This is a genomic window from Sphingomonas sp. (assembly GCF_029239295.1).
Classification (GTDB): Bacteria; Pseudomonadota; Alphaproteobacteria; order Sphingomonadales; family Sphingomonadaceae; genus Sphingomonas.
The window spans coordinates 90,154-113,951 of sequence record NZ_JAQZBC010000008.1 but is presented as its reverse complement, the minus strand read 5'-3'; the positions used below and the strand labels follow the sequence as shown (position 1 = coordinate 113,951).

The window sequence follows — 23,798 nt, the reverse complement described above, 5'->3', positions numbered from 1 at the left end:
GGTGTTGCGTTGCGGCGGCGTTAACCACACTATCCCCTTGGTTTCGGGGGGGATCATGCATTGCGGATGGGAAGGCTCGCGCGGGCGTTGCTCGCGCTTGTCATGGCCGGCACGGCGGTTGCTGCGCGTGCGCAGGACGGGCTCGTGGTGTCACCCGGCGTTCCCCAGGGGTTCGATCGCGGCCGCAACGTCAGCGTCGCCCAGCAGCCCCGTCCATCCTACACCCCTACGGGCGCGCGGATCGGCGGGCTGATGATCTATCCGCAGCTGCGAATGGCGGCCGGCGGCACCACCAACACCTACCTGACGCCGCAAGATGCGATCACCGCGCCGTTCGTCTCGCTGGCGCCGGCAGTGCAGGTCGCCTCGCTCTGGTCGCGCCACGCACTACGCCTCGACGCGCAGGCGCTCGAACGGCGCTATTTGGCGCAGCCACGCCGGGACGAGCGGACCTGGGCGCTCGCTGGCGAGGGGGATCTGGAGCTTGGGTCTGCGTTGCGCGTCACCACGCGGATCGTCGCGTCGCAGCAGCTGGAAGGGCCGCTGTCGGGGGAGGTGGCCCCCGCTTTGGTCTCCGTCTCGCGCTTCCGCCGCGACCTGCTGTCGCTCCGCGTCCATTATGTCGGCGGCCGCGTCCGTGCCTTTGCGATCGCTGATACGGCGGCCTTCCGCTTTGCTCCGATCCGCCGCGCCGGCGGCACCCGCTTCGACCAAAGCTTCCGCGATCGCGAGGTGACGCGGATAACAGGCCAGGTCGAATATGCCCGCTCACCCAGCGTCTCCCTGTTCGTTCAGGCAGGGCATATCAGCACGCGCTTCGACACCACCGGCCGAGCCGCGATCGGCTCCGACATGGTCCGCGCCGCGGCCGGCCTCAACTTCGATCTCGCCGGGCGCGCACGCGGCACCGCATCGGTCGGTTACGCCGACCGCCGCTACCGAAACGGCACGCATGAGCGCGGCCTCGTGGCGGAGGCGCAGGGGGAGGCGTTTCCGACGCAGCGGCTGACGCTGGTGGTCCGCGCCCGGCGCTCGCTCGAGGATGCGACCTACGGCAATCGGGCGCCCCAGCCGTTCTGGGACGAGCGTCTGTCTCTCGGCGCGGATTACGAGCTGCTCGCCAATCTGATCCTCTCGGCCACGGCCGACCTGGCCCGCCAGCGCGAGATTGCGTCGGGCCGTCGCGGCACCGCCGACCGCCTCGCCGCCAGCGCCCGCTACCTCGTGTCCCGCCGGGTCACGCTGGACGGCGCGATCAGCCATGTCGCCCGCCGTTACGACCGCGACGATCCCGCCACCGCCGCGCGTGAGATGCGCGCCGAGGCGGGCCTTACCTATCACCTCTGACATCGGACATGCGCATGCCTGCCAGAACCAAGCCCGATGACGATGACGCGCCGCTCGCCGACACGTTGGGTTACGCGCGCGATGCCCTGAACCGGCGTTGGCCGATGCTGCTGATGGTGGCGATGCTCGTTGCTGCGATCGGTGCCATGGCGGTCGCACGCCTCACTCCCAGCTACACGTCCACGGCGCGTATCCGCCTTGACCCATCGCGCAGTCCCCTGGCCGGCAACCCCCAGGCGCAACGCACAGAGCTGACGCCAGAGGCGATCGAGACCGAGGTCAGCGGTATCCGCTCGCTCGAACTGGCAACGGGCATTGCTCGGTCATCCGGACTGTTCGCGGATCCTGAATTCACCGGGTCGCTCGATCCCGCGGCCACCCGCTCGCTTGCGGTTCCCGCGTCCGTGCTGTCGCACCTCACCGTCGACCGGGAGGCGCTTGCCTTCGTCCTCTCGGTCCGCTTCACCTCGGCTGATCCGGTGAAGGCGGCGACGCTCGCGAACGCTTTCGCCGATGGATACATCGATCGGCGCACCAACGGGAAGCTCGGCACAGCGGCACGGCAAAGCGCCTGGTTCAGCAGCGGCTGGAGGAACTCGGTGGCGAGGCCGCTGCGGCAGAGGCGCGCGCTGCGGAGTTCCGCGCCGCGGCAGGTATCCTCGAAAGCCGCTCGGGCGGTGGGCTCGGCACGATCAACGATCAGCAGGTCGCCCCACTCGCCAGCAGTCTGGCCGGTGCGGAATCCGACGCGGCGGCTGCGCGATCGAATCTCGCCGCCGCGCGCATCCAGGTCGCGCATGGCGGGCTGGACGCGGTTTCCGAGGTACTCGGCTCGGCAGTGATCGCCGATCTGCGGCGTCAACGCGCCGAGACCTTGCGTAGCCGGGGCGAAGTCGACGCCCGCTACGGCGAGCGACACCCCGAAAGCATTCGCGTCCGCGATCAACTGGCTTCGCTCGATAGCCAGCTTGAGGCCGAATCCCGCCGCGTCGTCGGCGCGCTTCAAGCGACCGCCGCTGCGGCCGATGCGCGCGCCGGCAGTCTTCGTAGCGCGCTCGGCCGGTTGGAAAGCGAACGCGCGCGCAGCACGCGCGATTCGGTCGCGGCGGCGGCCCTGGAGCGTGAGGCAGCCGCCAAGCGCGCGCTCTACGACCGCATGTCGCAGCTCTCGCTGGACAGCATGCAGAACGCGCGCCTCTCGATGGCCCAGGCAGAGGTGATCGAACGCGCCGAACCACCGAGCGCCCCGGACAAGCCATTGCTCTACGCTCTGGCGCTATTCGGCGGGTTGGTCGCCGGCTCGGTCACGATCCTCGCGCTGGACATGATCAGCGGCGGCTTCGCCTCGGTCGAACAGGTGCAAAGGCGGCTTGGCCTGCCGGTTCTAGCTATCGTGCCATCGGTGGCCCGCGGGCTGAATCCGCTCGATCTGATGCTGGAGCGGCCGACCGTGATGTTCGCGGAAAGCTTCCGCGTCGCATGGGCTGCCCTCGGTAATGCGGGCAGCGGGGCCGGCAGCAGGGCGAGCAGCGATGACGGCACCGCGACGAACAGCGATGTTGCCCCACAGGTCCTCGCGCTTGCCTCCTCCCTGCCAGCAGAAGGCAAATCCACGTCGGCGATTGCGTTGGCCCGCACGATGGCACTGTCAGGCGCACGGACGCTGCTGGTGGATTGCGATACCCGGCGCGCCAGCGTGCGGCAGATGGTCCGCGCGCGGACGCCGGGGGCCGGGCTGGTCGAGGTGCTGCGCGACAAGGTCCGGTTGGACGACGCGATCCAGCCCGGCGATGTTGCCGGCCTCGATCACCTGCTGGTGGCGCGCCCGTCGACGGCGGCTGGTGATCTCTTCGGCAATGGCCGGATGGAGCAACTGCTCGCGGTGCTGCGTGGGCGCTATGATCATGTCGTGCTCGATCTCCCGCCGCTTATGGGACTGGCCGACGGCCGCTTCCTCGCCGCGCTCGCCGACGCCACGTTGCTGGTGGTGAAGTGGAACAGCACGCCAGTGCCGGCCGCGCTTTCGGCGGTGGAATGGCTGCGCCGCGACGGCAGCAATCCGATCGGCATCCTCTTCACCCAGGTCGACCCCACCGCCCGCGCTGCTGGCGGCATGCATCACTACGCCAAACGCTACGCCAGCTATTACCCGGCGGATTGATACTGCGGGTCGGTGCAGCGGGAGAGGGGAGATATCCCGAGCCGCTGTGGCTGACGATTGCCGACGGTGTGGAAGCGCCGGCATGCAGTGAGCCTGAGCGCTCGAACAGAAGTCTTGCGCGGCAACGAGGGCAGCCGTCGTTCGGTCGCCGTGCGAATGGTTGAGCCGGCGCTTGTAATCCTCAGCGCAAACGGCGTCCGGCTTACATACTGCTGCTCAACTCACCGGCCGCGCGTAATTGCAATGTCAGCGAAGCGTACGCCCAACAGCAAGTGATCCGAAGTGCCGCCGTCCCGTCTCGAGGTGGTCAAGCGTCGCCTCGCGGAATGGAGCAGCCTTATCAGCCCGCTCTCGACCTACCTGAAGACAGCACTGCCGGCACGCAATGCATGATGCCTGCTTAGACAGGTATCTACCTACGCCGCCGGTAGCCGGTTTTTCGGTGTGCGATCGGGGCGCTTACACCCTGCGTCGCACCCTCGCGGAAAGCTCGACCGCCGCACGCCACGCAAGACAGGACGGATCGACCGGCAGCCTCGGGCACATTTGTCCACGAACTAGGCTGACCCACCTGATGGGCGAAGAACCGACGGAAGACGAAACGAACATCGACGAAGCGTATCCGGACGGAGCAACGCTATTGCTCCGCTGAGAAGGAGCCATTCGGATCATCCTCCGGGAAAACCTTGCCCGCTCCCGTGCAGCCCAACAGCGCGCAAGTCACGCTCGCAGCAGACACTCGCCGCTGCTTCGACGAGAGCCCCGCGATCGGAACGCGCAACTATTTTTCGAGTCAGCCATCGTTGTCATGAACGCCCGGCGTCACGACTACTCACCAGCCGGTGAGAGGTCGCAGTTGCCAACAGGCGTTCGATCGCTTTGGCCCTCATCAACACCCCCGGCCGCGCCGGCCCCGGCGTGTTGATCCCTACCGTGAAGCTCTATCGCCAATTTCCCGGCGGCCCGTTTTAGGAGCATTTCGGCACGGCAGGCGCCCGCGTTCACAGTTAACCTCCCGCATTACGGCGTTGAGGAGTGTGTCGGCGTTGCCCGACCGTGACGTGAAGAGGATCGACGACATCTGCCAGGGACTAGGTGCCGGCCGTCTGTGAAGCGATCCAAGGCTGTCGTACGTCGCGTCGAAAGATGTGCCGCGGAAGATGCGCCGCGGGATGATGATGAAGCAGGGGAACCTGTCGTAACCGACACGCGGGTCCGACCATCGCGTCAATAGGCGTTCCGATGCACGACGACTTTCAGCGTCGCCACCAGGATCATGATGTCGCGCATCAGGCTCCAGCCGTTCACATATTCGAGGTCGGCGCGCAGGCGATTGATAAGATCCTCCCGCCGGTGCGTGGCCCCGCGAAAGCCGCGAACCTGCGCCAGCCCGGTCAGCCCTGGCTTGCAGACGTGGCGGTGATGGTAGCGCTGATCCACTTCCCAGAACAGCTGATCCCCAGCCAGCGATCCGATCGCATGGGGGCGTGGGCCGACGAAGCTCATGTCGCCGCGCAGGATGTTGAACAGCTGCGGCAGCTCGTCGATGCTGGTGGCGCGGATGAACCGGCCGATCCGGGTGACCCGCGCATCGTCGCGCGCCGTCGAAACCCCGCCGTCGCCATCACAGGCCGACAGGCGCATGCTGCGAAACTTGTACATCGCGAACAGCCGGTTTCCCTTTCCGACACGCGTCTGGATGAACAACGCCGGCCCCTTGCTGTCGATCTTCACCAGCACCGCGACGGTGATCAGCAGCGGCGCCAGGAACAGGATCGTCGGAATGGCAATTGCGAGGTCGAGCGCGCGTTTGAGCAGGCGATCGCGCAACTGCAGCCCGCCGGCTGATACCAGGACGCATGCGATCCCGTTGAAATGCCGGTGGCCGATCACCCCGATCGTGTCCAGTTCGGGGATCAGCAGCCGGGCGGTGACGTTGCTGCCCTTCAGCACGGTGGACCAGGTGGCGCGGCGCGATGGTGGGCAGGCGACGAACACCTCGTCCACGCCGCGCAATTGCCGCGCCAGCCGGTCCAGCGCCAGCGGATGGATGGTGGTCGCGGTGGTATCCAGCGGCTCGCTCGCCACGATCTTCAGCCCGCGCGGCAGCGGCACGTCCACCCCCTCGAGGATCAACATGCGGCTCAGCGCCGACCCACCGAACACCCGATCGCTCCACAGGCCGATGATGCTCCGCCCCAGCAGCAGCATTGCGGCGGAACAGAAGAACGTGACCATCGCACTCACCCGCGAGATCGGCGACACTTCCTGCAACAGGAACGCGACGAAGATCGTGAGGAGAAAGGCGGTCAGCAGGTTGGCGAAGGCGAACCACGCCGCCGCGCGCCAGCGTTCCAGCGTCGGTGCGCTGTACGTGCGTGTGCCCAGCAACAGGTAGATCGGCAGGATCGCGGCGAGCAGCGCCAGGTTGCTCATCGGCAGGCCGCGCAGCGCCGCTATCAACCGCCCCATTCCGAAACCGAACAATGGCGACAGGATGTCGCACGCCAGCAACGCCACATATAAGCGCAGCCGCAATGCCCGCTTGCCATCGGTCGGCGCGCTAATGGTACCAACTGGCGTCAGCCAGTCCCGCGTCAGAGGGAATTCGGACAACATCGTCACCTGCGCCCCCCTCTGGATGGCCAGGATCATGATGTTTCATGCCTGGCGATGCACGAAAACGAAGCGGAGACCCCGCTGCTACTACAGCTGATTCCCCGTAGCATTGCGTCTTATCTTGTCGAAACTGGTGCCTTGAGGGGTGATTATGGGTCAAGCATTATTCTGAATGAAGAACGGACGATGTATCCATTATGGGGAAAGTATTCGTCCAGATGAGGTGCCGTGGGATCCCACGTTATCTTGTTCTTTACTCGCCCGCGCGATGCCGGCTCCAGCAGGAATGGCTTCGAAACGGATGGATGAGCCGATGGTCGCTGAGGTGTATTTCGACAGCAGCATGCTCGCCCAGCCGACGGACGAGGGCAGCGGCGGCGCGACGCCTGCCCACTACAGGCAGGCCGCCGACGACAAGGTCACCGCGGCGCGCACGATCGACCCGGTCTCGCTCGGCACTTGGATCGCGCTGTCGACGCTGCTCTGGTCGCTGATCGCGCTGGCACTGTTGCTGCTCTGATGGTCGGCAGCGGCGCGCCGGCGGGGGCTTAAGCGAGCAGGCCCATCGCCCGCTGCGCCGTCGCCAGCACCGGCGCCGCCAGGTCGCGTGCCTTCTCCGCACCCCGCGCCAGGATCGCGTCGATCGCGCCGCGATCGTCGAGCAGGCGGACCATCTCGTCGCGGATCGGGCCGAGCTTCGCTACCGCCAGATCGGCCAGCGCCGGCTTGAACTGCCCGAAGCCCTGGCCCGCAAACTCAGTCACCACGTCCTCCGGCGTACGATCCGCCAGCGCGGCGAAGATCGTCACCAGGTTGCGTGCCTCCGGCCGCTCGGCGAGCGCGTCCCACGTATCGGGCAGCGCCTCGGGATCGGTCTTCGCCTTGCGGAACTTGTCGGCAATCTCGCTGTCGGTATCGATCAGCTTCACCACCGACTGCGCCGACGGGTTGGACTTGGACATCTTGGCCGATGCATCGCGCAGGCTCATGATCCGCGGCGCGGCCTTGCTGATCAGCGGCGCGGGCAGGGTGAACAGCTCGGTCTCATAATCCTGGTTGAACTTGGTCGCGATGTCGCGCGCCAGCTCCAGATGTTGCTTCTGATCCTCGCCCACCGGCACGTGCGTCGCGTTGTACAGCAGCACGTCGGCCGCCATCAGCACCGGATAGTCGTACAGGCCGACGCTCGCGCCCTCACGGTTCTTGCCCGCCTTGTCCTTGAACTGCGTCATGCGATTGAGCCATCCGACCCGCGCGACATTGTTCAGCAGCCACGCCAGCTCGCTGTGCGCCGGCACGCGCGTCTGGTTGAACAGGATCGACCGCTCGGGGTCGATCCCGGCGGCGACCAGCGTAGCGGTCATCTCGATCGTGTTGGCGGTTAACTCGGCGGGCGTGATCCACTCGGTCAGGCCATGCAGGTCGGCGATGAAATACATCGTCTCCCCGCCCTGCGCCTGGATCTCGTCCTGCATCGCCACCCACTGCTTCACCGCACCCAGGTAATTGCCGAGATGAAGGTTACCGGTGGGCTTGATGCCGGAAACGACGCGCATGGGGGACAAATCCTATCGACGAACAAGCCTTCTGACGTCGGCCATCCGAAAGGCGCCGAACAGGAAGGTGGCGGCGAAATAGACCAGCGCACCCGCGCTGACCAGCACCAGCATCGCGCCCCAGCGGTGCAGGCTCGGCCCGGTGGTGTAGGGGCGGAACAGGTCGTTGGCGAACCACATGACCACGCCCATCAGCAGCGCGGCAAGCACCAGCCGCCATGCCCGCCGCTTCAGCTGCGCATCCACCACGAAATGCCCGCGCGCCACTAGCGCCCGCCACAGCAGGACGACGTTGACGGTGGAGGCAAGCGCCGTCGCCAGCGGCGGCCCCATATGGCCCAGCGGGTAGATGAAGGCGAGGTTGAGCACCAGATTCACCACCATCGACGCCGTGGCATAGCGCACCGGGGTGCGCGTATCCTGCCGCGCGTAGAAGCCGGGGGTCAGCACCTTCACCAGGATGTACGCCGGCAGGCCAACCGAAAACGCCGCAAGCGACTGGGCGGTCGCCGCCGTATCGGCGGGGGTGAAGGCGCCATGCTGGAACAGCGCGGCGACGATCGGCTGGCCGCACACGATCAGTGCCGCGGTCGCCGGCAATGTCAGGAACAGCGCCAGCTCCATGCCGCGGTTCTGCGTTTCCATCGCTGCAGCATCCTCGCCGCGGCCCAGCTGCGCCGAGATCGTCGGCAACAGCACGGTGCCCAGCCCGATGCCGATCAGGCCCAGCGGCAATTGGTTCAGCCGGTCGGCATAATAGATATAGCTGACCGACCCGGCGGACAGCAGGCTCGCCGCCAGCGCGGTGGAGATGACCAGGTTGATCTGCACCGCGCCCGCACCGGCGGCGGTCGGCCAGATCAGCGACATCAACCGTTTCACGTCCGGCGTCAGCGTCGGCCGCTTCAGCTTCAGCACCACGCCCGCCTTGCGGCACGCCCAGATCAGCCACAGCAGCTGGAGCGCACCCGAAATCGTCACCGCGATTGCCTGGTTGCGCGCGGTCATCAGATTGTCCTGATGGTGGAAGAACAGCAGCGCCGCGATCAGCGTCAGGTTGAGCAGGATCGGCGCCGCCGCCGCGACCCAGAAACGGTGCAGCGAATTGAGGATACCGCCCAGCAGCGACACCAGGCTGATCAGCATCAGATAGGGAAAGGTCAGCCGGGACAGTTCAACGGCAAAGGCGAATTCCTCGCGCCCGGCGTCGTTGAACCCGCCCGACAACAGCCATGTCACCGGCCACGCGGCCAGTTCCATGATGATGGTGAAGATGATCAGGACCGGCAGCAGGATCGACAGCGTGTCGCTGGCGAACCCGATCCCGTCCGTCATCCCCTTGCCGTCCTTGTCGGCCACCTTGCGATTGAACATCGGGATGAAGGCAGCGGAAAAGGCGCCTTCCGCGAACAGCGCGCGAAACATGTTCGGCAGGCGAAACGCGATCAGGAACGCGTCGGAGGCGAACCCCGCGCCGACGAAGCGCGCGAACAGCGAATCGCGCACCAGCCCCAGGATGCGGCTGGCCAGGGTCAGCCCGCCAACCGAGCCAAGCGCGCGCGTCAGGTTCATCTTGCTACGTCCCGCTCGACGGACATCAAAGGCGCCCGCTTATCTTTTGCCGACCGGCCGCGGGCGGATCGGTCGGGCGATCAATCGCTGGCCGGCGCGTTCCCGCGCCGACCGGCGGCTGATCGCGTGGCCGGGTTCAGGCCTGGCCGAAATTGCCCGATGCCAGCTGCGCGTCGCGCTGCTCGGCCTGCTGCATGTACAGCGAGTTGAAGTCGATCGGCTCCAGCAGCAGTGGCGGGAAGCCGCCGTCGCGGATCGTGTCGGCCACGACGCGGCGGGCAAACGGGAACAGCAGGCGCGGTGCTTCGCCCAGCAGGAACGGCTGCAGCGCGTCCATCGGCACGTTGCGCACGCCGAACAGGCCGGCATAAGCCAGCTCGACGAGGAAGGTGACGCGGCCCTGCGTCTCGGCGCGAACCTCGACCTTCAGCGTCACTTCATGCGCGTCATCGGCCACCTGGTTGGCGGCGATGTCGAACTGGACGTTGATTTCCGGGCCCTGCGCATCCTGGAAAACCGCCGGCGCATTCGGGTTCTCGAACGACAGGTCCTTCACATATTGCGACAGCAGGCCGACCGCCGGGGCATTGTCCGCGCCATTAGGCAGCGCGCCGTCCTGGCCGGTCTGGTTGCCGATCCCGGCGCCGTTGTCCTGCTCGTCCATGTGCTTCTTCCTTGAGGATGATGGGCGCGCGGCCTCCCGCGCGTATGGCGGTCGCGCCTAGCAGGGGGGCAGCAGCGTTTCAACGGCGGCCCCATTCGACCATCTTCGTGACAACCGCAGCACCCATTTGAAACATGGCGCGTTGCGCCCTATGTTGGAACCTTAGCGTATCGGAGGTCGGGTGTTCTACATAGTCCTTCTTGCGATGGTTGCGGCATTCCTTGCGCTCCGGCTCTATTCGGTGCTGGGCAAGCGTACAGGACATGAGCAGCCATTGCCCAAACCGGCGGAGGACCGCGTCGTGGCCAGTGCCTTGCCGCGCGCCGTGGAAACGACCGCCGAACCGCGTGAGCCGGTGGTGAAGCCGTTTGAGGGAACTGCGGAACCTGGTATTCGCGCGATTATTGCGGCGGAACAGGGGTTTGACGTCAATCGCTTCGTCGATGGCGCGCAGGCGGCCTATCGCATGATCCTCGAGGCCTTCTGGAAGGGTGACGAGGAAACCTTGCGCGACCTGGTGTCGCCCGACGTGGGTCGTGCGTTCGGCGACGCGATCGCAGCACGTCAGGCCGCCGGGCAGGTCCTCGACAATCGGCTGGTGTCGATCGACAAGGCAACGATCACCGGCGCCTCGCTGCAGGGCAAGGATGCGCGCATTACCGTGCGCTTCGACGCGCTGATCGCCGCGGTGACCCGCGACGGCGAGGGCAACGTGATCGCCGGCTCGACCAGCGACGCGCTCGAAACGCACGATGTCTGGACGTTTGCGCGCACCCTGCGCAGCAGCGATCCGAACTGGAAACTGTCGGACACCGACGAAGCGTGATGCATCTTCGGGGGGGGATTACGCTGGCCGCGGCGCTGGCGCTGTCGGCCTGTGTCGGCGGCGTGGTGCCGCCAACGCCAGGTTCAGCGCCGCCGCGCGGCTCGTCACAGCAACAACCACCGCGCACCAGCGGGCCCGTGCGTCAGCCGACGCCCGCCACGCCGATGGCGCCGCTGCCCGGCGTCAGCAATCCTGCGGCGACCACCGCCGTCGCCGCCGGCCTCGCCCGCGGGCCGTCGGTGGCCAGTCTTCCGATCACCCGCGAGGCGGCCGACCGCGCGCTTGCCGCGTTCCGTATCAGCTGCCCATCGCTTGTCCGCCGCACCGATCCCACCGGGCTGACGCGCGGTGCCGATTGGAAGCCGGCCTGTGACGCCGCGTCACGCGGCGGCGACCCACGCGAATTCTTCACGCGCTGGTTCGAAACCGTGCAGGTCGGCGACGGCAAGGCGTTCGCCACCGGCTATTACATTCCCGAAATCGCCGGCTCGCGCTCGCACCGCCCCGGCTATGCCCCGATCTACGGCCGCCCGAATGATCTCGTCGACGTCGACCTCGGTCAGTTCTCCGAGGCGCTGAAGGGCAAGAAGATCCGCGGCCGGGTCGAAGGCACCAATTTCGTGCCCTATTACGATCGCACGATGATCGAGGAAGGCGCCCTGTCCGGCAAGGCCCGCATCCTTGGCTATGCGGTCGATCCGGTGGAGCTGTTCTTCCTCCAGGTGCAGGGTTCGGGTCTCGTCCGCATGCCCGACGGGCAGGTGCTGCGGATTGGTTATGAGACGCAGAACGGCCGCGATTATACCGGCATCGGCAAGCTGATGCTCGATCGCGGGCTGATCGGCCGTGGTGAGGCGAGCATGCAGGGCATCGTCGCCTGGCTCCACGCCAATCCGGCGCAGGGGCGCGAGATCATGCGCGAGAACAAGAGCTACGTGTTCTTCCGCGAACTCGACGGCCCGCCGCTCGGCGCGATGGGCCTTCCGGTGTCGGATCAGGCCACCGTGGCCGCGGACGTCCGCTTCGTGCCGCTCGGCGCGCCGGTGTTCCTGTCGATGGACCGCACCGCCGCCACCGGCCTGTGGGTGGCGCAGGATACCGGCGGCGCGATCAAGGGCACCAATCGCTTCGACACCTTCTGGGGCGCTGGCGACGAGGCCCGCGCCATCGCTGGCGGGATGAGCGCGCGGGGCACCGCCTTCCTGCTCGTGCCGGTCGGCACGCTGGCCCGGCTCGGTGTCGCGCGCCCTTGATCCTGACGAGGCCGCGCTCTGGGCGCGGGTGATGGCAACCGTCCGTCCGCTGCGCGCGGCCGCGGTGACGATCGTCCCGCGTCCGGCGCCGGAGCCGCCACCGGCTGATCGGCGGCCAAAAGTCGCCGCAAACAGGCCGATTACCCCCGTGAAGACTCCGCCGCCCGCACGTCCGGGGCCGGGCGTGACCCTGGATGGCGGCTGGGACAAGCGCCTGTCGCGCGGGCTGGTCAGCCCCGACGCGACGATCGACCTCCACGGCCACACGCTCCATTCCGCTTATGACATGCTCGACGGTGCGCTCGCCCGCTCGGTTGCGCGCGGCGACCGCGTGGTTCTCCTCGTCACCGGAAAACCGCCCCGTCCGGAGAGTGAGCGCCCCCATGCTCGCGGTGCGATCCGAGCTGCGATCGGCGACTGGCTCGCTGGCTCGCGCCACGCCGCTGCCATCGCCGCCGTCCGCAACGCCCATCCGCGCCACGGGGGGCAGGGCGCGCTCTACATCGTCCTGCGCCGCCCCCGCTCCTAGCGTGCGGCGCTAGAGAAAGCTGTAGGGATCGACATCCACCGCGACCCGCACCTTGCTCGGCCAGTCCAGCGACCCCAGCCACTCGCGAATGACATCCTGCACATCCAGCGTGCGCCGCGCATGGACCAGCAGGCGAAACCGATGCCGCCCGCGCAGCATCGCCAGCGGCGCGGGGGCAGGGCCATAGACGTGCATGCCCTCCACCTTGGGCGCGCTTCGCCCGATCAGTCGGGCAACTTCCTGCGCAGCGGGAGCATCCTCGCTCGACACGATGATCGCCGCATAGCGCCCGAAGGGCGGCGCCCCGGCATCCTGCCGTGCCTCGATCTCGGCGGCGTAGAAGGCATCGGCATCCCCGGTGATCAGCGCCTGCATCACTTGCGCGCCGGGTGAATGGGTCTGGATGAATACGCGGCCCGGCTTCTCTCCGCGCCCGGCGCGGCCTGACACCTGCCGGATCTGCTGGAAGGTCCGCTCCGCCGCCCGAAGGTCGCCGCCCTCCAGGCCCAGGTCGGCATCGATCACCCCCACCAGCGTCAAATTGGGGAAATGATAGCCCTTCGTCACCAGTTGCGTGCCGACCACGATGTCGATCGCGCCCGCCTCCATCCGGGCGACGAACTCCGCTGCCTTCGCCGGTGACCAGATCGTGTCGGACGTCACGATGGCAACGCGGGCCTCTGGAAACAGCGCCGTCGCCTCGTCGGCGATGCGTTCAACACCGGGGCCGCAGGCCACCAGGCTGTCCTCCTCCCCACATTCCGGGCAGGCGCGGGGGATCGGCTCGACGTGGCCGCAATGATGGCACGCCAGCCGCCGCGTCAGACGATGCTCTACCATCCAAGCGGTGCAGTTCGGGCATTGGAAGCGGTGCCCGCAATGGCGGCAAAGTGTCAGCGGTGCATAGCCGCGCCGGTTGAGGAAGAGCAGGGACTGCTCACCCCGCTCCAGCGTTTCCTCGATCGCTTTCACCAGCGGCGGCGCGATCCAGCGCCCGCGGTCAGGCTTGTGCTCCAGCAGATCGATCGCCTCGATCTTCGGCATCGTCGCCGCACCGAATCGGCCCGGCAGCTTCACCTCGGCATAATTGCCCAGCGTCACCTGCTGCCTGGTCTCGATCGCGGGCGTGGCAGAGGCGAGGATGACGGGACATTCCTCGAACTTGCCCCGCATCACCGCGACGTCGCGTGCGTGATAATGGACGCCGTCTTCCTGCTTGAAGCTCGTCTCATGCGCTTCGTCGACGACGATCAGTCCCAGGTTTGCATAGGGCAGGAACAACGCCGATCGCGCGCCCACGGTGACACGGGCTTCGCCGCTGGCGATGGCGCGCCAGGCGCGGCGCCGCTGCGTCGACCGCAATCCCGAGTGCCACGGAACCGGCTCACAGCCGAACCGGTCGTGGAAGCGCCGGAGAAAAGGCTCGGTCAGCGCGATCTCAGGCAGCAACACCAGAACCTGGCGCCCCCGCCGCAGCGCCTCAGCGACAGCCTCGAAATAGACCTCTGTCTTGCCCGATCCCGTGACACCATCGAGAAGGGTAGGGCGAAACCTCTCCGCCACCACATCGCCGACCAGCGATTCGGCTGCTGCACGCTGGTCGTCAGACAAGACCGGGGCGGCAAAATCAGGATCGGGGATCGGGAAGGGGGTGTCGATATCTACTTCGACGCTTTCAATCGCGCCCAGCTTCACCAGCCCGCGAATGACGCCGTCGGACACGTCCGCGACCGCGGCGAGCTCACGAATCAGGCCTTGCCGATCACCAATTCGCTCAAGCGCTTGCTCGCGCTGCGGCGTCATTCGCTCGGGGCGCTGGCCGGTCGCACGATATTCGGTTGCCAGCCGTGTTCCCTCCAGCGCGGAGGTGGAGGACAGCGCCATCCGCAACACCGATGCAGGGGGCGCCAGATAATAGCTCGCTGTCCATTCGATCAGCCGGCGAAGTGCTGGGCGCAGCGGCGGCGCGTCAGCAACCGCCAGCAGGTTGCGTAGCCGATTGTCGCCCACCTCTGCGTCGGACGGCATCCGCTCCGGTTCCCACGCCACGCCGACCAACTGCCGCGGTCCAAGAGGGGCAACGACGATCGATCCAGGCTCGACCGACATGCCGTGCGGCACACGGTAGTCGAGCGGACCAAGAGCGGCATTGAGGAGGAGGACACGGGCACGGGACATTGGCCTGCGCATATGGGGCGCAGGCGACTCGGAGGAAAGCAGGTGATACGGAATTGCCGTGGAAGACTTGCCCGCCCGCTATGCCGAACACCTGATCCGCGATCGGCGTCGGTCGATCCACACGGTCAGAGCCTATCGTGCGACAGCACAGCGGCTGGTGAATTTTCTCCAGCATCATCTCGGCGGCGCAGTGGGCCGATCCGAGTTGAGGGAGATAACTGCCGCAGATCTGCGCGCATTTCTGGCACGGCGCCGCGGCGACGGCCTGTCGAATGCCTCAGCGGCGCGGGAATTGTCTGCGGCACGCGCGTTTCTGGAGTGGGCGGGTGGCGAAGGCAGTGCGCCTCGGCTGAAGGGGCCACGGGTTCGCAAGGGCGTTCCGCGAGCCATCGCGCCCCACGAAGCAGTCGCGTTGGCGGAAGAAGTGGCACAAGAAGCCAGGGAGCCGTGGGTCGGTCAACGGGACTGGGCCTTGCTGCTCCTGCTTTACGGTGCCGGCCTCCGAATCGGAGAGGCCCTGACGCTTACCGGCGCCGCTTTACCGCTCGGCGAAACTCTTCTTGTGACGGGCAAGCGCGACAAACAGCGTGTCGTGCCCTTGATCCCGCCGGTACGAAGCGCACTGGAGGCTTATGTGGCGGCGGCGCCGTGGTCGCCTGAGCCGGACGTCGCGCTTTTCCGCGGGGTGAGGGGCGGTCCGCTGTCCCCGGGCGTAGTGCGCGCCAAGGTAAGGGCCGCCCGCGGCGCGTTGAACCTGCCAAGCCGAACGACTCCGCACGCGCTGCGCCACTCCTTTGCCACGCATCTGCTTGGCAGAGGGGCCGACCTGCGCGCGCTGCAGGAGCTTCTTGGCCACGCGAGCCTCAGTTCGACGCAAATCTACACCGCCGTCGATGCGGCCCATCTCCTAGACGTATATCGAAACGCCCACCCACGCGGGTGAGCGTCACATCGCCCGAAGCTCACGGCTGACTGTACGCGAAGCTTGCGTCCCCTCAGCCCTTGCCGAACGTCTGCGTAGCGGCCGCGCTATGTCGTGTCTGGCACGCTCGAATCTGTGCAGGTTAGAAAAGGCGAGCGCCATTTCCCGAGCCGGGTTCTGAATCAGCTGCAAAAAAGCCCCCATCGCTGGCGATGAGGGCTTCCCGCTTCACTAGCCTGGACGGCTAGATCTAACATAAATTGGTTCATTGTAGCGAACCAGTTTGGCGATTGAGCGGAAGATTACTGCCTAGCCGCAGTTCTGCCGAGCAAAATAGCCAAACAAAGCCCTTACCAGGGCTTAACGTCGGTGCCGTAAATCAGCGCGATAATGAAAGCGATCATGTCGAACTCCCTAGTTTTTAGCACCCCAGAAGGTGCGTGCTATGATTTAACGATTTGTTTACCATATCACAAGGGTATTTAGCTGCTCGATGCTTATCGTTCCGACTTTGGACGGTGATTAAAGGTATGTTTAGGCATCGGGCGGTAGCTCCAGCACGGTATGGCTGGCCCCGGCTCACAATCTGTCGACGTTCCCGCATCGCGAGAGCAGGCACTTGCGACTCTGTCCGCGCTCGCGGCGCAGCGTCCCACGTGGCAATTCCTCGTGCTTGGGGAGATCGCTAACTTCGCGAAGATCCGGCGGCATCTGGGCTGCGCGCGTGCCGAATTACTGGTCGCCGATGTCCAGTCACGCATTGGCTCGGCGCTGCCGACGTTGCGGCTGGCAGCGACCAGCAGAACGACCATCGAAATCGCGTTTGAAGGGGACCGCGCAGGCGATCTCGATGAGACGCTCGACCGGCTGCGGGACCTATGCGAGCCGATGTTCGACCTGGACGGCGAATTGCACGAGATCGAGCTTGTCTTTGGCGCGGCGGCTGGCCGCGTGCCACAGGCTGACGAGGTAAGGCTGGTGGAAGAGGCCGAAGCTGCGCTGGTGGAAGCGCGCTCGGTTCATTCGCCCGTGCGCCATGATCTCGCGGGCCCAGAAGCGCGGGATATCCGCCGCGTGTCGGATGAGTTGCGTGCCGCGATCACGGAAGATCAGCTCTTTCTCGCCTATCAGCCGAAGATCCACGTCAGACGGCAAGAAATCGGCAGCGCAGAGGCGCTGGTTCGATGGAACCATCCCGATCGTGGGCTGGTGCTGCCCGGGGACTTCATCGGCGCTGCCGAAGACGGCGAGGTCATCGACCTGCTGACCCTATGGACGATCCGCCGCGCGATTGATGACCAGCGCACCCTACAGGCCGCAGGGCACGATCTTCGGATCTTCATCAACATTTCGGGACAGCTTCTGGGCGACCAGAACTTTGTCGACGCGGCGTGCCGCCTGGTCATCGAGGCGGATGCGAAGCTCGGGTTCGAAGTCACGGAAACGTCCGTCATTCGCGACCCTGAGTCGGCGATTGCGAACCTTCAGCGGTTCGCCGACATCGGGATCATCGTCGCGATCGACGATTACGGCGCCGGGTTGTCGAGCCTTGCCTATCTGAAGCAACTGCCTGCGCGGGAGCTGAAGATCGACAAGCTGTTCGTCACCCAACTGACTAGCTCCAATCGCGATCCGCTGATCGTCCGCTCGACGATCGACCTCGCTCACGCACTGGAGATGGAGGTGGTGGCAGAGGGAGTGGAAACACATTCCGCCCTTGCACTGCTGACGGTCATGGGTTGTGACATGGTGCAAGGCTTCCTCATCAGCCGTCCGGTCGCGCTGCCAGCCTTGCTGGCCTTCCTTGAGGAAGATCAGCACCAACACGTGTCGCGTGACACACGGGCGTCCTTCAACGGTTTGGCGACCGCCTGGAAGCGCGGCTGATGGCGCGGAGAACGCGCCGGTACTTCATGGCTGCCTTGGCGCCGTTGCTGCTGGCTGGCGCTGCTCCAACGGCGCCCGGCCGAGATGCACGATTTGACGTCATGGCCGCGGGCATCAAAGCAGAGATGCTGACCGATCCCGCGGCGGCGGTGGATCAGGCAACCGCAGCATTGAACTATGCGCGGCAAATGAAGTCGCCGCTGATGGAGGCGACCGCTCGCTGGCTGATGGGCGAGGCGAGAAGCCGTATCGTCCAGTATCAGCCCGCCGCCCAGGATCTTGCGACCGCACGAAAGCTCGTCGAGCGCGCCGCGCCGGGATCACAGCTGAACGCCGATATCCTTCTTTCGGAAGGGGGCGTCCTCTACGCCACCGGGCAAGTGGGTCGGGCGCTCGAGGATCTGCGCCGCGCGCATCATATGTTTCGCGACCTGGACGATACGCGGGGCCGGGCGAAAGCGCTGATCATGCTTGCGGTCGTGCATACGAATGGCAAGGATCATACGACTGCGCTGCGCTACTTCGATCAGGCGTTGGATGCCTACCGCGCGGATCCGGGTTTGCTTGTTGCCATTCACAACGGACGCGGACTGGCCCTGAAGGAGCTCCAGCGCCTCCCCGAATCGGAAGCAGAGCTGGCAAAGGCACTTTCCTACGCCAGCGAGATGAAGAGCAAGGTTGTCTACGCTCAGATCCTGACGAACGTAGCCGACGTCCGTCTCGATCGCGGAAACGCCGCCGGTGCCGATCAGGTGATTGCCGAAGGGTTGGCATTAACCCGCCAGGCCGGCGCGTCGGCCTATTATCCCAGTTTCGTCGCGTTGGCCGCCGATTCGGCCTTTCGTCGTGGGGACCTTCAGCGTGCCGAGCAACTCATCTCGCAGCGATTTGCGGGTGAGGATCTTACGGCAACGCTGTCGCCCGATCGGCAGGCGCATGATGTCGCGTATAAGATCTACGCGAAGGCTGGCCGCAACTACCTCGCCTTGCAGCACCTCGCCGCCCTGAAGCGCCTTGATGATCAAGCGACCGAAACCGCGCGCTCCAACAGTGCAGCGATCGCGGGGGCGCGGTTCGATTTCGCGAATCAGGAACTGCGGATTGCGCAGCTAAAGGCCGCCGACCTGCAGAAGACAGTCGCGTTCGAACGCGCGCGGGCGCAGGCGCAGCAGTGGATCACGATCGGAGTCGGCGTGACCACGCTGCTCATCATCAGCCTGCTGGCATTTGGCCTGATCACAATCCGTCGCAGCCGCAATGCGCTCGCCCGCACCAACGTCGCACTGGGCAAGGCACTGGCTGCCAAGACCGAATTCCTAGCGACGACCAGTCACGAGATCCGCACCCCGCTCAACGGCATTCTTGGCATGACGCAGGTGATGCTGGCCGACGAGCGGGTGGATGGCGCGATACGCGAACGGCTGTCGGTCGTGCACGGCGCCGGCATCACCATGCGGGCGTTGGTCGACGACATTCTCGATGTCGCCAAGATCGAAACCGGTAAGATGACGCTTGAGGAAGCGCCGACCGATATTCAGCGGGTCCTCAAGGAAGCCGGACAATTATGGGAAGGGCCGGCGCGCGAGAAGAAACTGGCGTTCACCCTTGCCATCGATAACGGGCCGGAATGCGCGCTGGTCGATGGCATGCGCCTGCGGCAGATCATCTTCAACCTGCTCTCCAATGCCGTGAAGTTCACACCGGAAGGATCAGTAACCGTGCGCGCCGAGATCGTCGGCGAGCGCTGGCGCCTGATCGTCGCCGATACCGGGATCGGTATCGCGCCCGAGAAGCACGAGATCATCTTTGAACCGTTTCGTCAGGCCGACGCCGGTACGACCCGTCAGTTCGGCGGTACGGGGTTGGGCCTGTCGATCTGTCGAAACCTGTCGCGCGCCATGGGCGGCGACGTCACCGTTGCCAGTGCCGAGGGCGAAGGCGCGACCTTCACGCTGGAACTGCCGTACCATCCTGCGGAATTGGTGGAGGCGGGTGATACTCGTGCGACGGGAGACGGCGTACTCGTGATCGACCGCAATCCGATCACCCGCGCGATGTTCAAGGCGCTGCTGGAGCCGCGCGGCGGCACCGTGATCTTTGCGGCCGGCGCATCCGAGGCAGAGCAGATACTGGCCGAACGCCAGCCCGCGATGGTGCTGATCGATCACGCGACGCTGCACGGCGGCAGTGAGGATGTGATTGCAGGCATTCAGAAAATCGTGGCGGTGGCGCCGCATGCGCGGATTGCGCTACTTGGGCCGTCGCTGCCGGCAGAAGACCAAGCTGCATTTGCCGCATCAGGCGTTGCCCAGTTCATCACCAAGCCGATTGCGAAAGATAACTTGGTTAACGTGCTTTTCGGAGCTGAACCGCACGCAAGTGGACTTGTCTCCAAGGCAGCTTGAGACGATAATAGTATCGGTAATGGAACAATCAGACTGCCTTTGTGGCAAACGGCCATGAACGTCCTCTTCATCGAGGATGATAGGATGAATCGTCGGGTCGTCCGCGACATGCTCAACGTCGCCGGCGCCGATATGATCGAGGCGGAAAGCGCGGAAGAGGGGCTGCGCCTGCTCGACGGGCAGGATTTTGACATGCTGCTGGTCGATCTGCGGATGCCAGGCATGGATGGCATCACGGCCATTCGCCACATTCGCGCGCGTCCCGATCAGAAGGGGCGCGTTCCCATCATCGTGGTCACCGCGGACACGGCGGTCGACCTGCGCGAGCGGTGCCTGGCCGCCGGCGCCGACGATGTCATCTTCAAACCGGTTGCGATGGACAATCTGTTCGACGCCATGGGCCGGGTGCTGGCCGCAAACGAGGGCGGCATGATCGGCTGAGCGATCACGCCGCCGTTTGTCAGTAACCGCGGTCGAGATCCGCGACATTCTCCATCGGCTGCCCGGCGCGAAACGCCGCCAGGTTTCGCAGGAACATCGCAGTAGCGCGTTGGAACATCTTGGTCTGGCTACGTCCCGACAGATGCATCGTGATCATGCAGTTGGGTGCGGTCCACAGCGGATGGTCGACGGGCAGCGGCTCCGGGTTCGTCGGATCGAGGAACGCACCGCCGATCGCGCCGCTGGATAGCGCCGACAATAATGCGTCGTCGTCGATCATGTCGCCGCGCGCGATGTTGATCAGCCAGGCGCCCGTCTTCATCGCTGCCAGTTCCTCGGCGCCGATCATCGCCTTGGTCTCACTGGTCGATGGGGCGGCCAGGATCACCCAGTCATAGTCACCTAGCCGGGCGCGCCACGCATCGGGGGTCAGCGTCCCATTGCTGCCGGACCGCGTCACACCCGTCACCTCGACGCCGAACGCGGCCAGCCGCTCGCCGATCAGACGGCCGATCGCGCCATAGCCGATGATGATCGCCTTCGTTTCCGAAAGCTCCGTCTTGCCGGGCGAATCGCGCAGCCACTCGGCGCGGTCCTGCGCGCGCACCACCTCGTCGAACCGCTTGGCGGCCGCCAGCACGCCCAGCACCGCATACTCTGCCACCGCGATGGCGTTGATGCCCACGCCATTGGTCAGGACGGCCTTCTTCTCGCGTAGAGTATCCAGCGGGAAAGCGTCGAGCCCGGCGTAGATCGTCGTCACCCAGCGTAGCGAAGGGCCTGCAGCGCGCAGCGTCTCCTCCGTCAACCGGGTCGGCTGCATGTCGACCCACGCGATGTGGGCATCGCCGATCATCGTCTTGGCCTCTGCGGGGCTGGACCACCACGCCACCTCGATGTCTGCGGGGAGCTGCGTTTCCAGCAGCGGGCGGGCGAGCGCGGGAAGAACTGCCTTCATGGACAAGGGTGATAGCGCGTGATCCCGGGGTCGCCTATCGTCATCATGTGATTGCCTTGCTCCTCGCCGCCGCGGCGCCAGTTCCCCCTCCCGGCCTTGACGCCGCCAGCCTCGAAGCGCTGCGGACGATCGATCTTCGCCTTGCCACCATCGCGCATCGTCTTGTTACGGCCAATGCGCAATTGTGCCGGGATCAGGCGCCCGCCACCGGCATGGTGCTGCACGCTATCAACCAATATGATCGGGAGACGCAGCCGACGGCGCGACAGGTGTTCGGATTTACCGCCCCGATCAGCGTGGAGGCCGTCGTGCCAGGATCGCCCGCCGCGGCGGCCGGCGTGGCCCCTAACGATGGCGTGCTGTCGATCGGGGAACGACCGCTGACCGCCGCTGCCGCCCCGCCGTCGAGCGTTGATCGCGACTCCGCGCTGACCTTGCTGGAGAGGGCGGCGACACCGATTCGCGTCGCGACCACGCGCGGCGGAAGGACTCAGGCGGTCGCGATCAACGCGCCGCTTGGCTGCCGCAGCCGCTTTGAAGTCCTGCTCGGGCCAGAAATGACTGCGCAGGCGGATGGCAAGGTCGTGCAGATCGGCGTTCGCTTCTTTGAACGATACCGCGACGATGAAGTCGCTGTGATCGTCGCCCACGAACTGGCTCATAATATCTTGCGCCACCGTGTCCGGCTGGAGGCGGCGGGCGTGAAGGGCGGGCTGCTGGGCGAACTGGGGCGCAACGCCAGTCTGGGCCAAGCAGCAGAGCTGGAGGCCGATACGCTCGGCGTGACGCTACTCTACAACGCTGGCTACGATCCCGCATCGGCCGCCCGCTTCTGGCGCGAGCGCGGTGGCGACATCGACGGCGGGCTTTTCCGCAGCCGAACCCATCCGGCAACGAAGCGGCGGGTCGCTGCAATCGAGGCCGCTGCCGCCGCTTTGGGCGAACAGCAACGGCCGTTCGTACCGCCTATCTTGGCCAGCCGTGACCAGCCGATGAAGTAACGTCCGCGTCAGCGGGGAAGGAGCGCCGTTACGCTCCTCAGGCGGTCGGGAGGCGCCAGTCCCAGCCGAGCGGATCGCCGTCCATCACCTCGACTCCCGCCGCCGCCAGCGAATCGCGGATGGAGTCGGACGCGGCAAAGTCCTTTGCTGCTCGGGTAGCCTTCCGCTCCTCCAGCCGCGCCTCGATCTGATCCGGCGTGACGGTCGCCGCCGCTGGACGCACGCGAAGATCCTCACGCCGCAGGGTGTCGAGGGGAATGCCGAGCACGTCGACAAAGTCGCTCAGCGCGGCCAGCCGGTCCGCGGGCGACACCTTCTTGTCGCCGATCAAGGAGTCCAGCACCGGGAGCGCGCGCGGGGTTGCGAGATCATCGGAGATCGCTGCATCCAGCGCCTCTCGATACGCGGCTGGCGATCCCTTGGATGGCGCGTCGGTCCGGGCGCGCAATCCCTCGATCGCCTGGACCAGTCGCTTCAGCCGCACCTGCGCCGCTGCCAGATTGTCCCAGCTGAACTCCAATTCGCTTCGGTAATGCGCCTGAAGGCACAGCATCCGATACGACAGCGGATGATATCCCCTGTCCACCAGGGCCTGCAGCGTCAGGAACTCGCCAGAGGATTTGCTCATCTTGCCGGCGCGTTCGACCAGGAAGTTATTGTGCATCCAGAACGCGGCGCCGCTGTCGGCGCAGTCGCAATGGGCCTGGTTCTGCGCGATCTCGTTCGGATGGTGGATCTCGCGATGATCGATCCCGCCGGTGTGGATATCGAACGATTCGCCAAGATACTTCTGGCTCATCACCGAACATTCGAGATGCCAGCCCGGGGCGCCCCGGCCCCAGGGCGAATCCCATTCCATCTGGCGGTTCTCGCCGGGCGCTGACGTGCGCCAGATCGCGAAATCCTGTGCGTGACGCTTGCCATCCACCGGGTCGATCCGGCTTTCTCCTGCGTCGTCCTTCAATCGCGCGAGCCGGCCATAGTCCGGCACCGTCGTTACGTCGAAATAGAGGCCGCTTTCCAGGCGGTAGCAATGCTTTGCCTCGATCGCGGCGGCAAAGTCGATCATCTCCGCAATGTGATCGGTCGCCAGCGGTAGATGAGTCGGCGCGCGAATATTGAGGTCCGCCAAGTTGCGCTTGAACGCGTCGGTATAATGACGCGCCACCGCCCAGATGTCCTGACCCGCTCGCTTGGCCGCTGCTTCCATCTTGTCGTCGCCGGCATCAGCGTCCGATGTCAAATGGCCGACGTCAGTGATGTTGATGACATGGGTCAGGTCATAGCCCTTCCATGTCAGCGTGCGCGACAGCGTGTCGGTGAACACATAGGCACGTAGATTGCCGATATGCGCATAATTGTAGACGGTCGGACCGCAGGAATAGACTCGCACGCCGCGTTGCGGGTCGAGCGGTTCGAACACGCGCAAGGAGCGTGACAGGCTGTCGTACAGCGATAACGGCGTCATGCGTTCGCTCT

At 65.8% G+C, this 23,798-nt stretch carries 19 protein-coding genes; 12 read left to right on the top strand and 7 right to left on the bottom strand.

Annotation, left to right across the window (positions count from 1 at the left end; all coding sequences use genetic code 11):
• The first annotated feature begins 66 nt into the window (after positions 1-66).
• From K0S66_RS10025 to K0S66_RS10015, 3 genes are read left to right on the top strand one after another with little or no spacing between them, the layout of a single operon-like run.
• A complete protein-coding gene (locus tag K0S66_RS10025; RefSeq protein WP_301075223.1) occupies positions 67-1,347 on the top strand; it encodes an outer membrane beta-barrel protein in 1,281 nt (426 codons plus the stop codon).
• Positions 1,348-1,355: 8 nt separating this feature from the next.
• On the top strand, positions 1,356-2,189 hold the full coding sequence (locus tag K0S66_RS10020) for a hypothetical protein (protein WP_301075222.1): 834 nt from the start codon (positions 1,356-1,358) through the stop codon (positions 2,187-2,189).
• Entirely contained in the window at positions 2,186-3,508 is a 1,323-nt protein-coding gene (locus tag K0S66_RS10015) for a polysaccharide biosynthesis tyrosine autokinase (RefSeq protein ID WP_301075221.1), read from the top strand. The genes K0S66_RS10020 and K0S66_RS10015 overlap by 4 nt, the downstream gene beginning before the upstream one ends.
• A gap of 1,227 nt (positions 3,509-4,735) precedes the next feature.
• Here K0S66_RS10015 and K0S66_RS10010 read toward each other — a convergent pair.
• Positions 4,736-6,163, bottom strand: a complete 1,428-nt coding sequence (locus tag K0S66_RS10010) for a sugar transferase (protein ID WP_301075220.1) — start codon at positions 6,161-6,163, stop codon at positions 4,736-4,738.
• Positions 6,164-6,413: 250 nt separating this feature from the next.
• Here K0S66_RS10010 and K0S66_RS10005 point away from each other — a divergent pair, with 250 nt between their 5' ends.
• On the top strand, positions 6,414-6,647 hold the full coding sequence (locus tag K0S66_RS10005) for a hypothetical protein (protein ID WP_301075219.1): 234 nt from the start codon (positions 6,414-6,416) through the stop codon (positions 6,645-6,647).
• Positions 6,648-6,675: 28 nt separating this feature from the next.
• Here the strand turns inward: K0S66_RS10005 and trpS are convergent, their stop codons facing one another.
• The 3 genes from trpS to secB form a co-directional block, all read right to left on the bottom strand.
• Positions 6,676-7,683, bottom strand: coding sequence for a tryptophan--tRNA ligase (trpS, locus tag K0S66_RS10000; RefSeq protein WP_301075218.1), 1,008 nt, complete (start codon positions 7,681-7,683; stop codon positions 6,676-6,678).
• A 12-nt stretch (positions 7,684-7,695) separates the two neighbouring features.
• Positions 7,696-9,255 carry a murein biosynthesis integral membrane protein MurJ gene (murJ, locus tag K0S66_RS09995; RefSeq protein WP_301075217.1) on the bottom strand — a complete coding sequence of 520 codons (1,560 nt, stop codon included), beginning with the start codon at positions 9,253-9,255 and terminating at the stop codon, positions 7,696-7,698.
• Between the two features lie 136 nt (positions 9,256-9,391).
• A complete protein-coding gene (secB, locus tag K0S66_RS09990) occupies positions 9,392-9,919 on the bottom strand; it encodes a protein-export chaperone SecB (RefSeq protein WP_301075216.1) in 528 nt (175 codons plus the stop codon).
• A gap of 181 nt (positions 9,920-10,100) precedes the next feature.
• On the opposite strand from secB, the gene K0S66_RS09985 reads away from it, so the two are divergent.
• Genes K0S66_RS09985 through K0S66_RS09975 form a run of 3 tightly spaced genes read left to right on the top strand, consistent with a single transcriptional unit; the run spans position 10,101 to position 12,527 of the window.
• On the top strand, positions 10,101-10,745 hold the full coding sequence (locus K0S66_RS09985; protein WP_301075215.1) for a Tim44/TimA family putative adaptor protein: 645 nt from the start codon (positions 10,101-10,103) through the stop codon (positions 10,743-10,745).
• Positions 10,745-11,998: an MltA domain-containing protein gene (locus K0S66_RS09980; RefSeq protein WP_301075278.1), complete on the top strand. Its 1,254-nt coding sequence runs from the start codon at positions 10,745-10,747 to the stop codon at positions 11,996-11,998. The genes K0S66_RS09985 and K0S66_RS09980 overlap by 1 nt, the downstream gene beginning before the upstream one ends.
• A 31-nt stretch (positions 11,999-12,029) precedes the next feature.
• Positions 12,030-12,527, top strand: a complete 498-nt coding sequence (locus K0S66_RS09975) for a Smr/MutS family protein (protein WP_301075277.1) — start codon at positions 12,030-12,032, stop codon at positions 12,525-12,527.
• A gap of 9 nt (positions 12,528-12,536) precedes the next feature.
• On the opposite strand, the gene K0S66_RS09970 is transcribed toward K0S66_RS09975, so the two are convergent.
• The gene (locus K0S66_RS09970) at positions 12,537-14,705 is read right to left on the bottom strand and encodes a primosomal protein N' (protein ID WP_301075214.1); all 2,169 of its coding nucleotides are present in this window, start codon (positions 14,703-14,705) and stop codon (positions 12,537-12,539) included.
• A gap of 58 nt (positions 14,706-14,763) precedes the next feature.
• Between K0S66_RS09970 and K0S66_RS09965 the strand changes: the two genes are divergently transcribed.
• From K0S66_RS09965 to K0S66_RS09950, 4 genes are all read left to right on the top strand, one after another.
• Positions 14,764-15,648 (top strand): tyrosine-type recombinase/integrase, encoded by an 885-nt coding sequence (locus K0S66_RS09965; protein WP_301075213.1) that lies wholly within the window; start codon positions 14,764-14,766, stop codon positions 15,646-15,648.
• Positions 15,649-16,191: 543 nt separating this feature from the next.
• The gene (locus K0S66_RS09960) at positions 16,192-17,514 is read left to right on the top strand and encodes an EAL domain-containing protein (protein ID WP_301075212.1); all 1,323 of its coding nucleotides are present in this window, start codon (positions 16,192-16,194) and stop codon (positions 17,512-17,514) included.
• Complete coding sequence (locus tag K0S66_RS09955; protein WP_301075211.1) at positions 17,514-19,919, top strand: ATP-binding protein; 2,406 nt, start codon at positions 17,514-17,516, stop codon at positions 19,917-19,919. The genes K0S66_RS09960 and K0S66_RS09955 overlap by 1 nt, the downstream gene beginning before the upstream one ends.
• 54 nt (positions 19,920-19,973) lie before the next feature.
• Positions 19,974-20,360 carry a response regulator gene (locus K0S66_RS09950; protein WP_301075209.1) on the top strand — a complete coding sequence of 129 codons (387 nt, stop codon included), beginning with the start codon at positions 19,974-19,976 and terminating at the stop codon, positions 20,358-20,360.
• Positions 20,361-20,379: 19 nt separating this feature from the next.
• Here the strand turns inward: K0S66_RS09950 and K0S66_RS09945 are convergent, their stop codons facing one another.
• Positions 20,380-21,318, bottom strand: coding sequence for a D-2-hydroxyacid dehydrogenase (locus tag K0S66_RS09945; protein WP_301075207.1), 939 nt, complete (start codon positions 21,316-21,318; stop codon positions 20,380-20,382).
• A gap of 47 nt (positions 21,319-21,365) precedes the next feature.
• Here K0S66_RS09945 and K0S66_RS09940 point away from each other — a divergent pair, with 47 nt between their 5' ends.
• Positions 21,366-22,319 carry a M48 family metalloprotease gene (locus K0S66_RS09940; RefSeq protein WP_301075205.1) on the top strand — a complete coding sequence of 318 codons (954 nt, stop codon included), beginning with the start codon at positions 21,366-21,368 and terminating at the stop codon, positions 22,317-22,319.
• Positions 22,320-22,356: 37 nt separating this feature from the next.
• On the opposite strand, the gene cysS is transcribed toward K0S66_RS09940, so the two are convergent.
• Positions 22,357-23,787 carry a cysteine--tRNA ligase gene (gene cysS / locus K0S66_RS09935; RefSeq protein ID WP_301075204.1) on the bottom strand — a complete coding sequence of 477 codons (1,431 nt, stop codon included), beginning with the start codon at positions 23,785-23,787 and terminating at the stop codon, positions 22,357-22,359.
• Positions 23,788-23,798 lie beyond the last annotated feature (11 nt).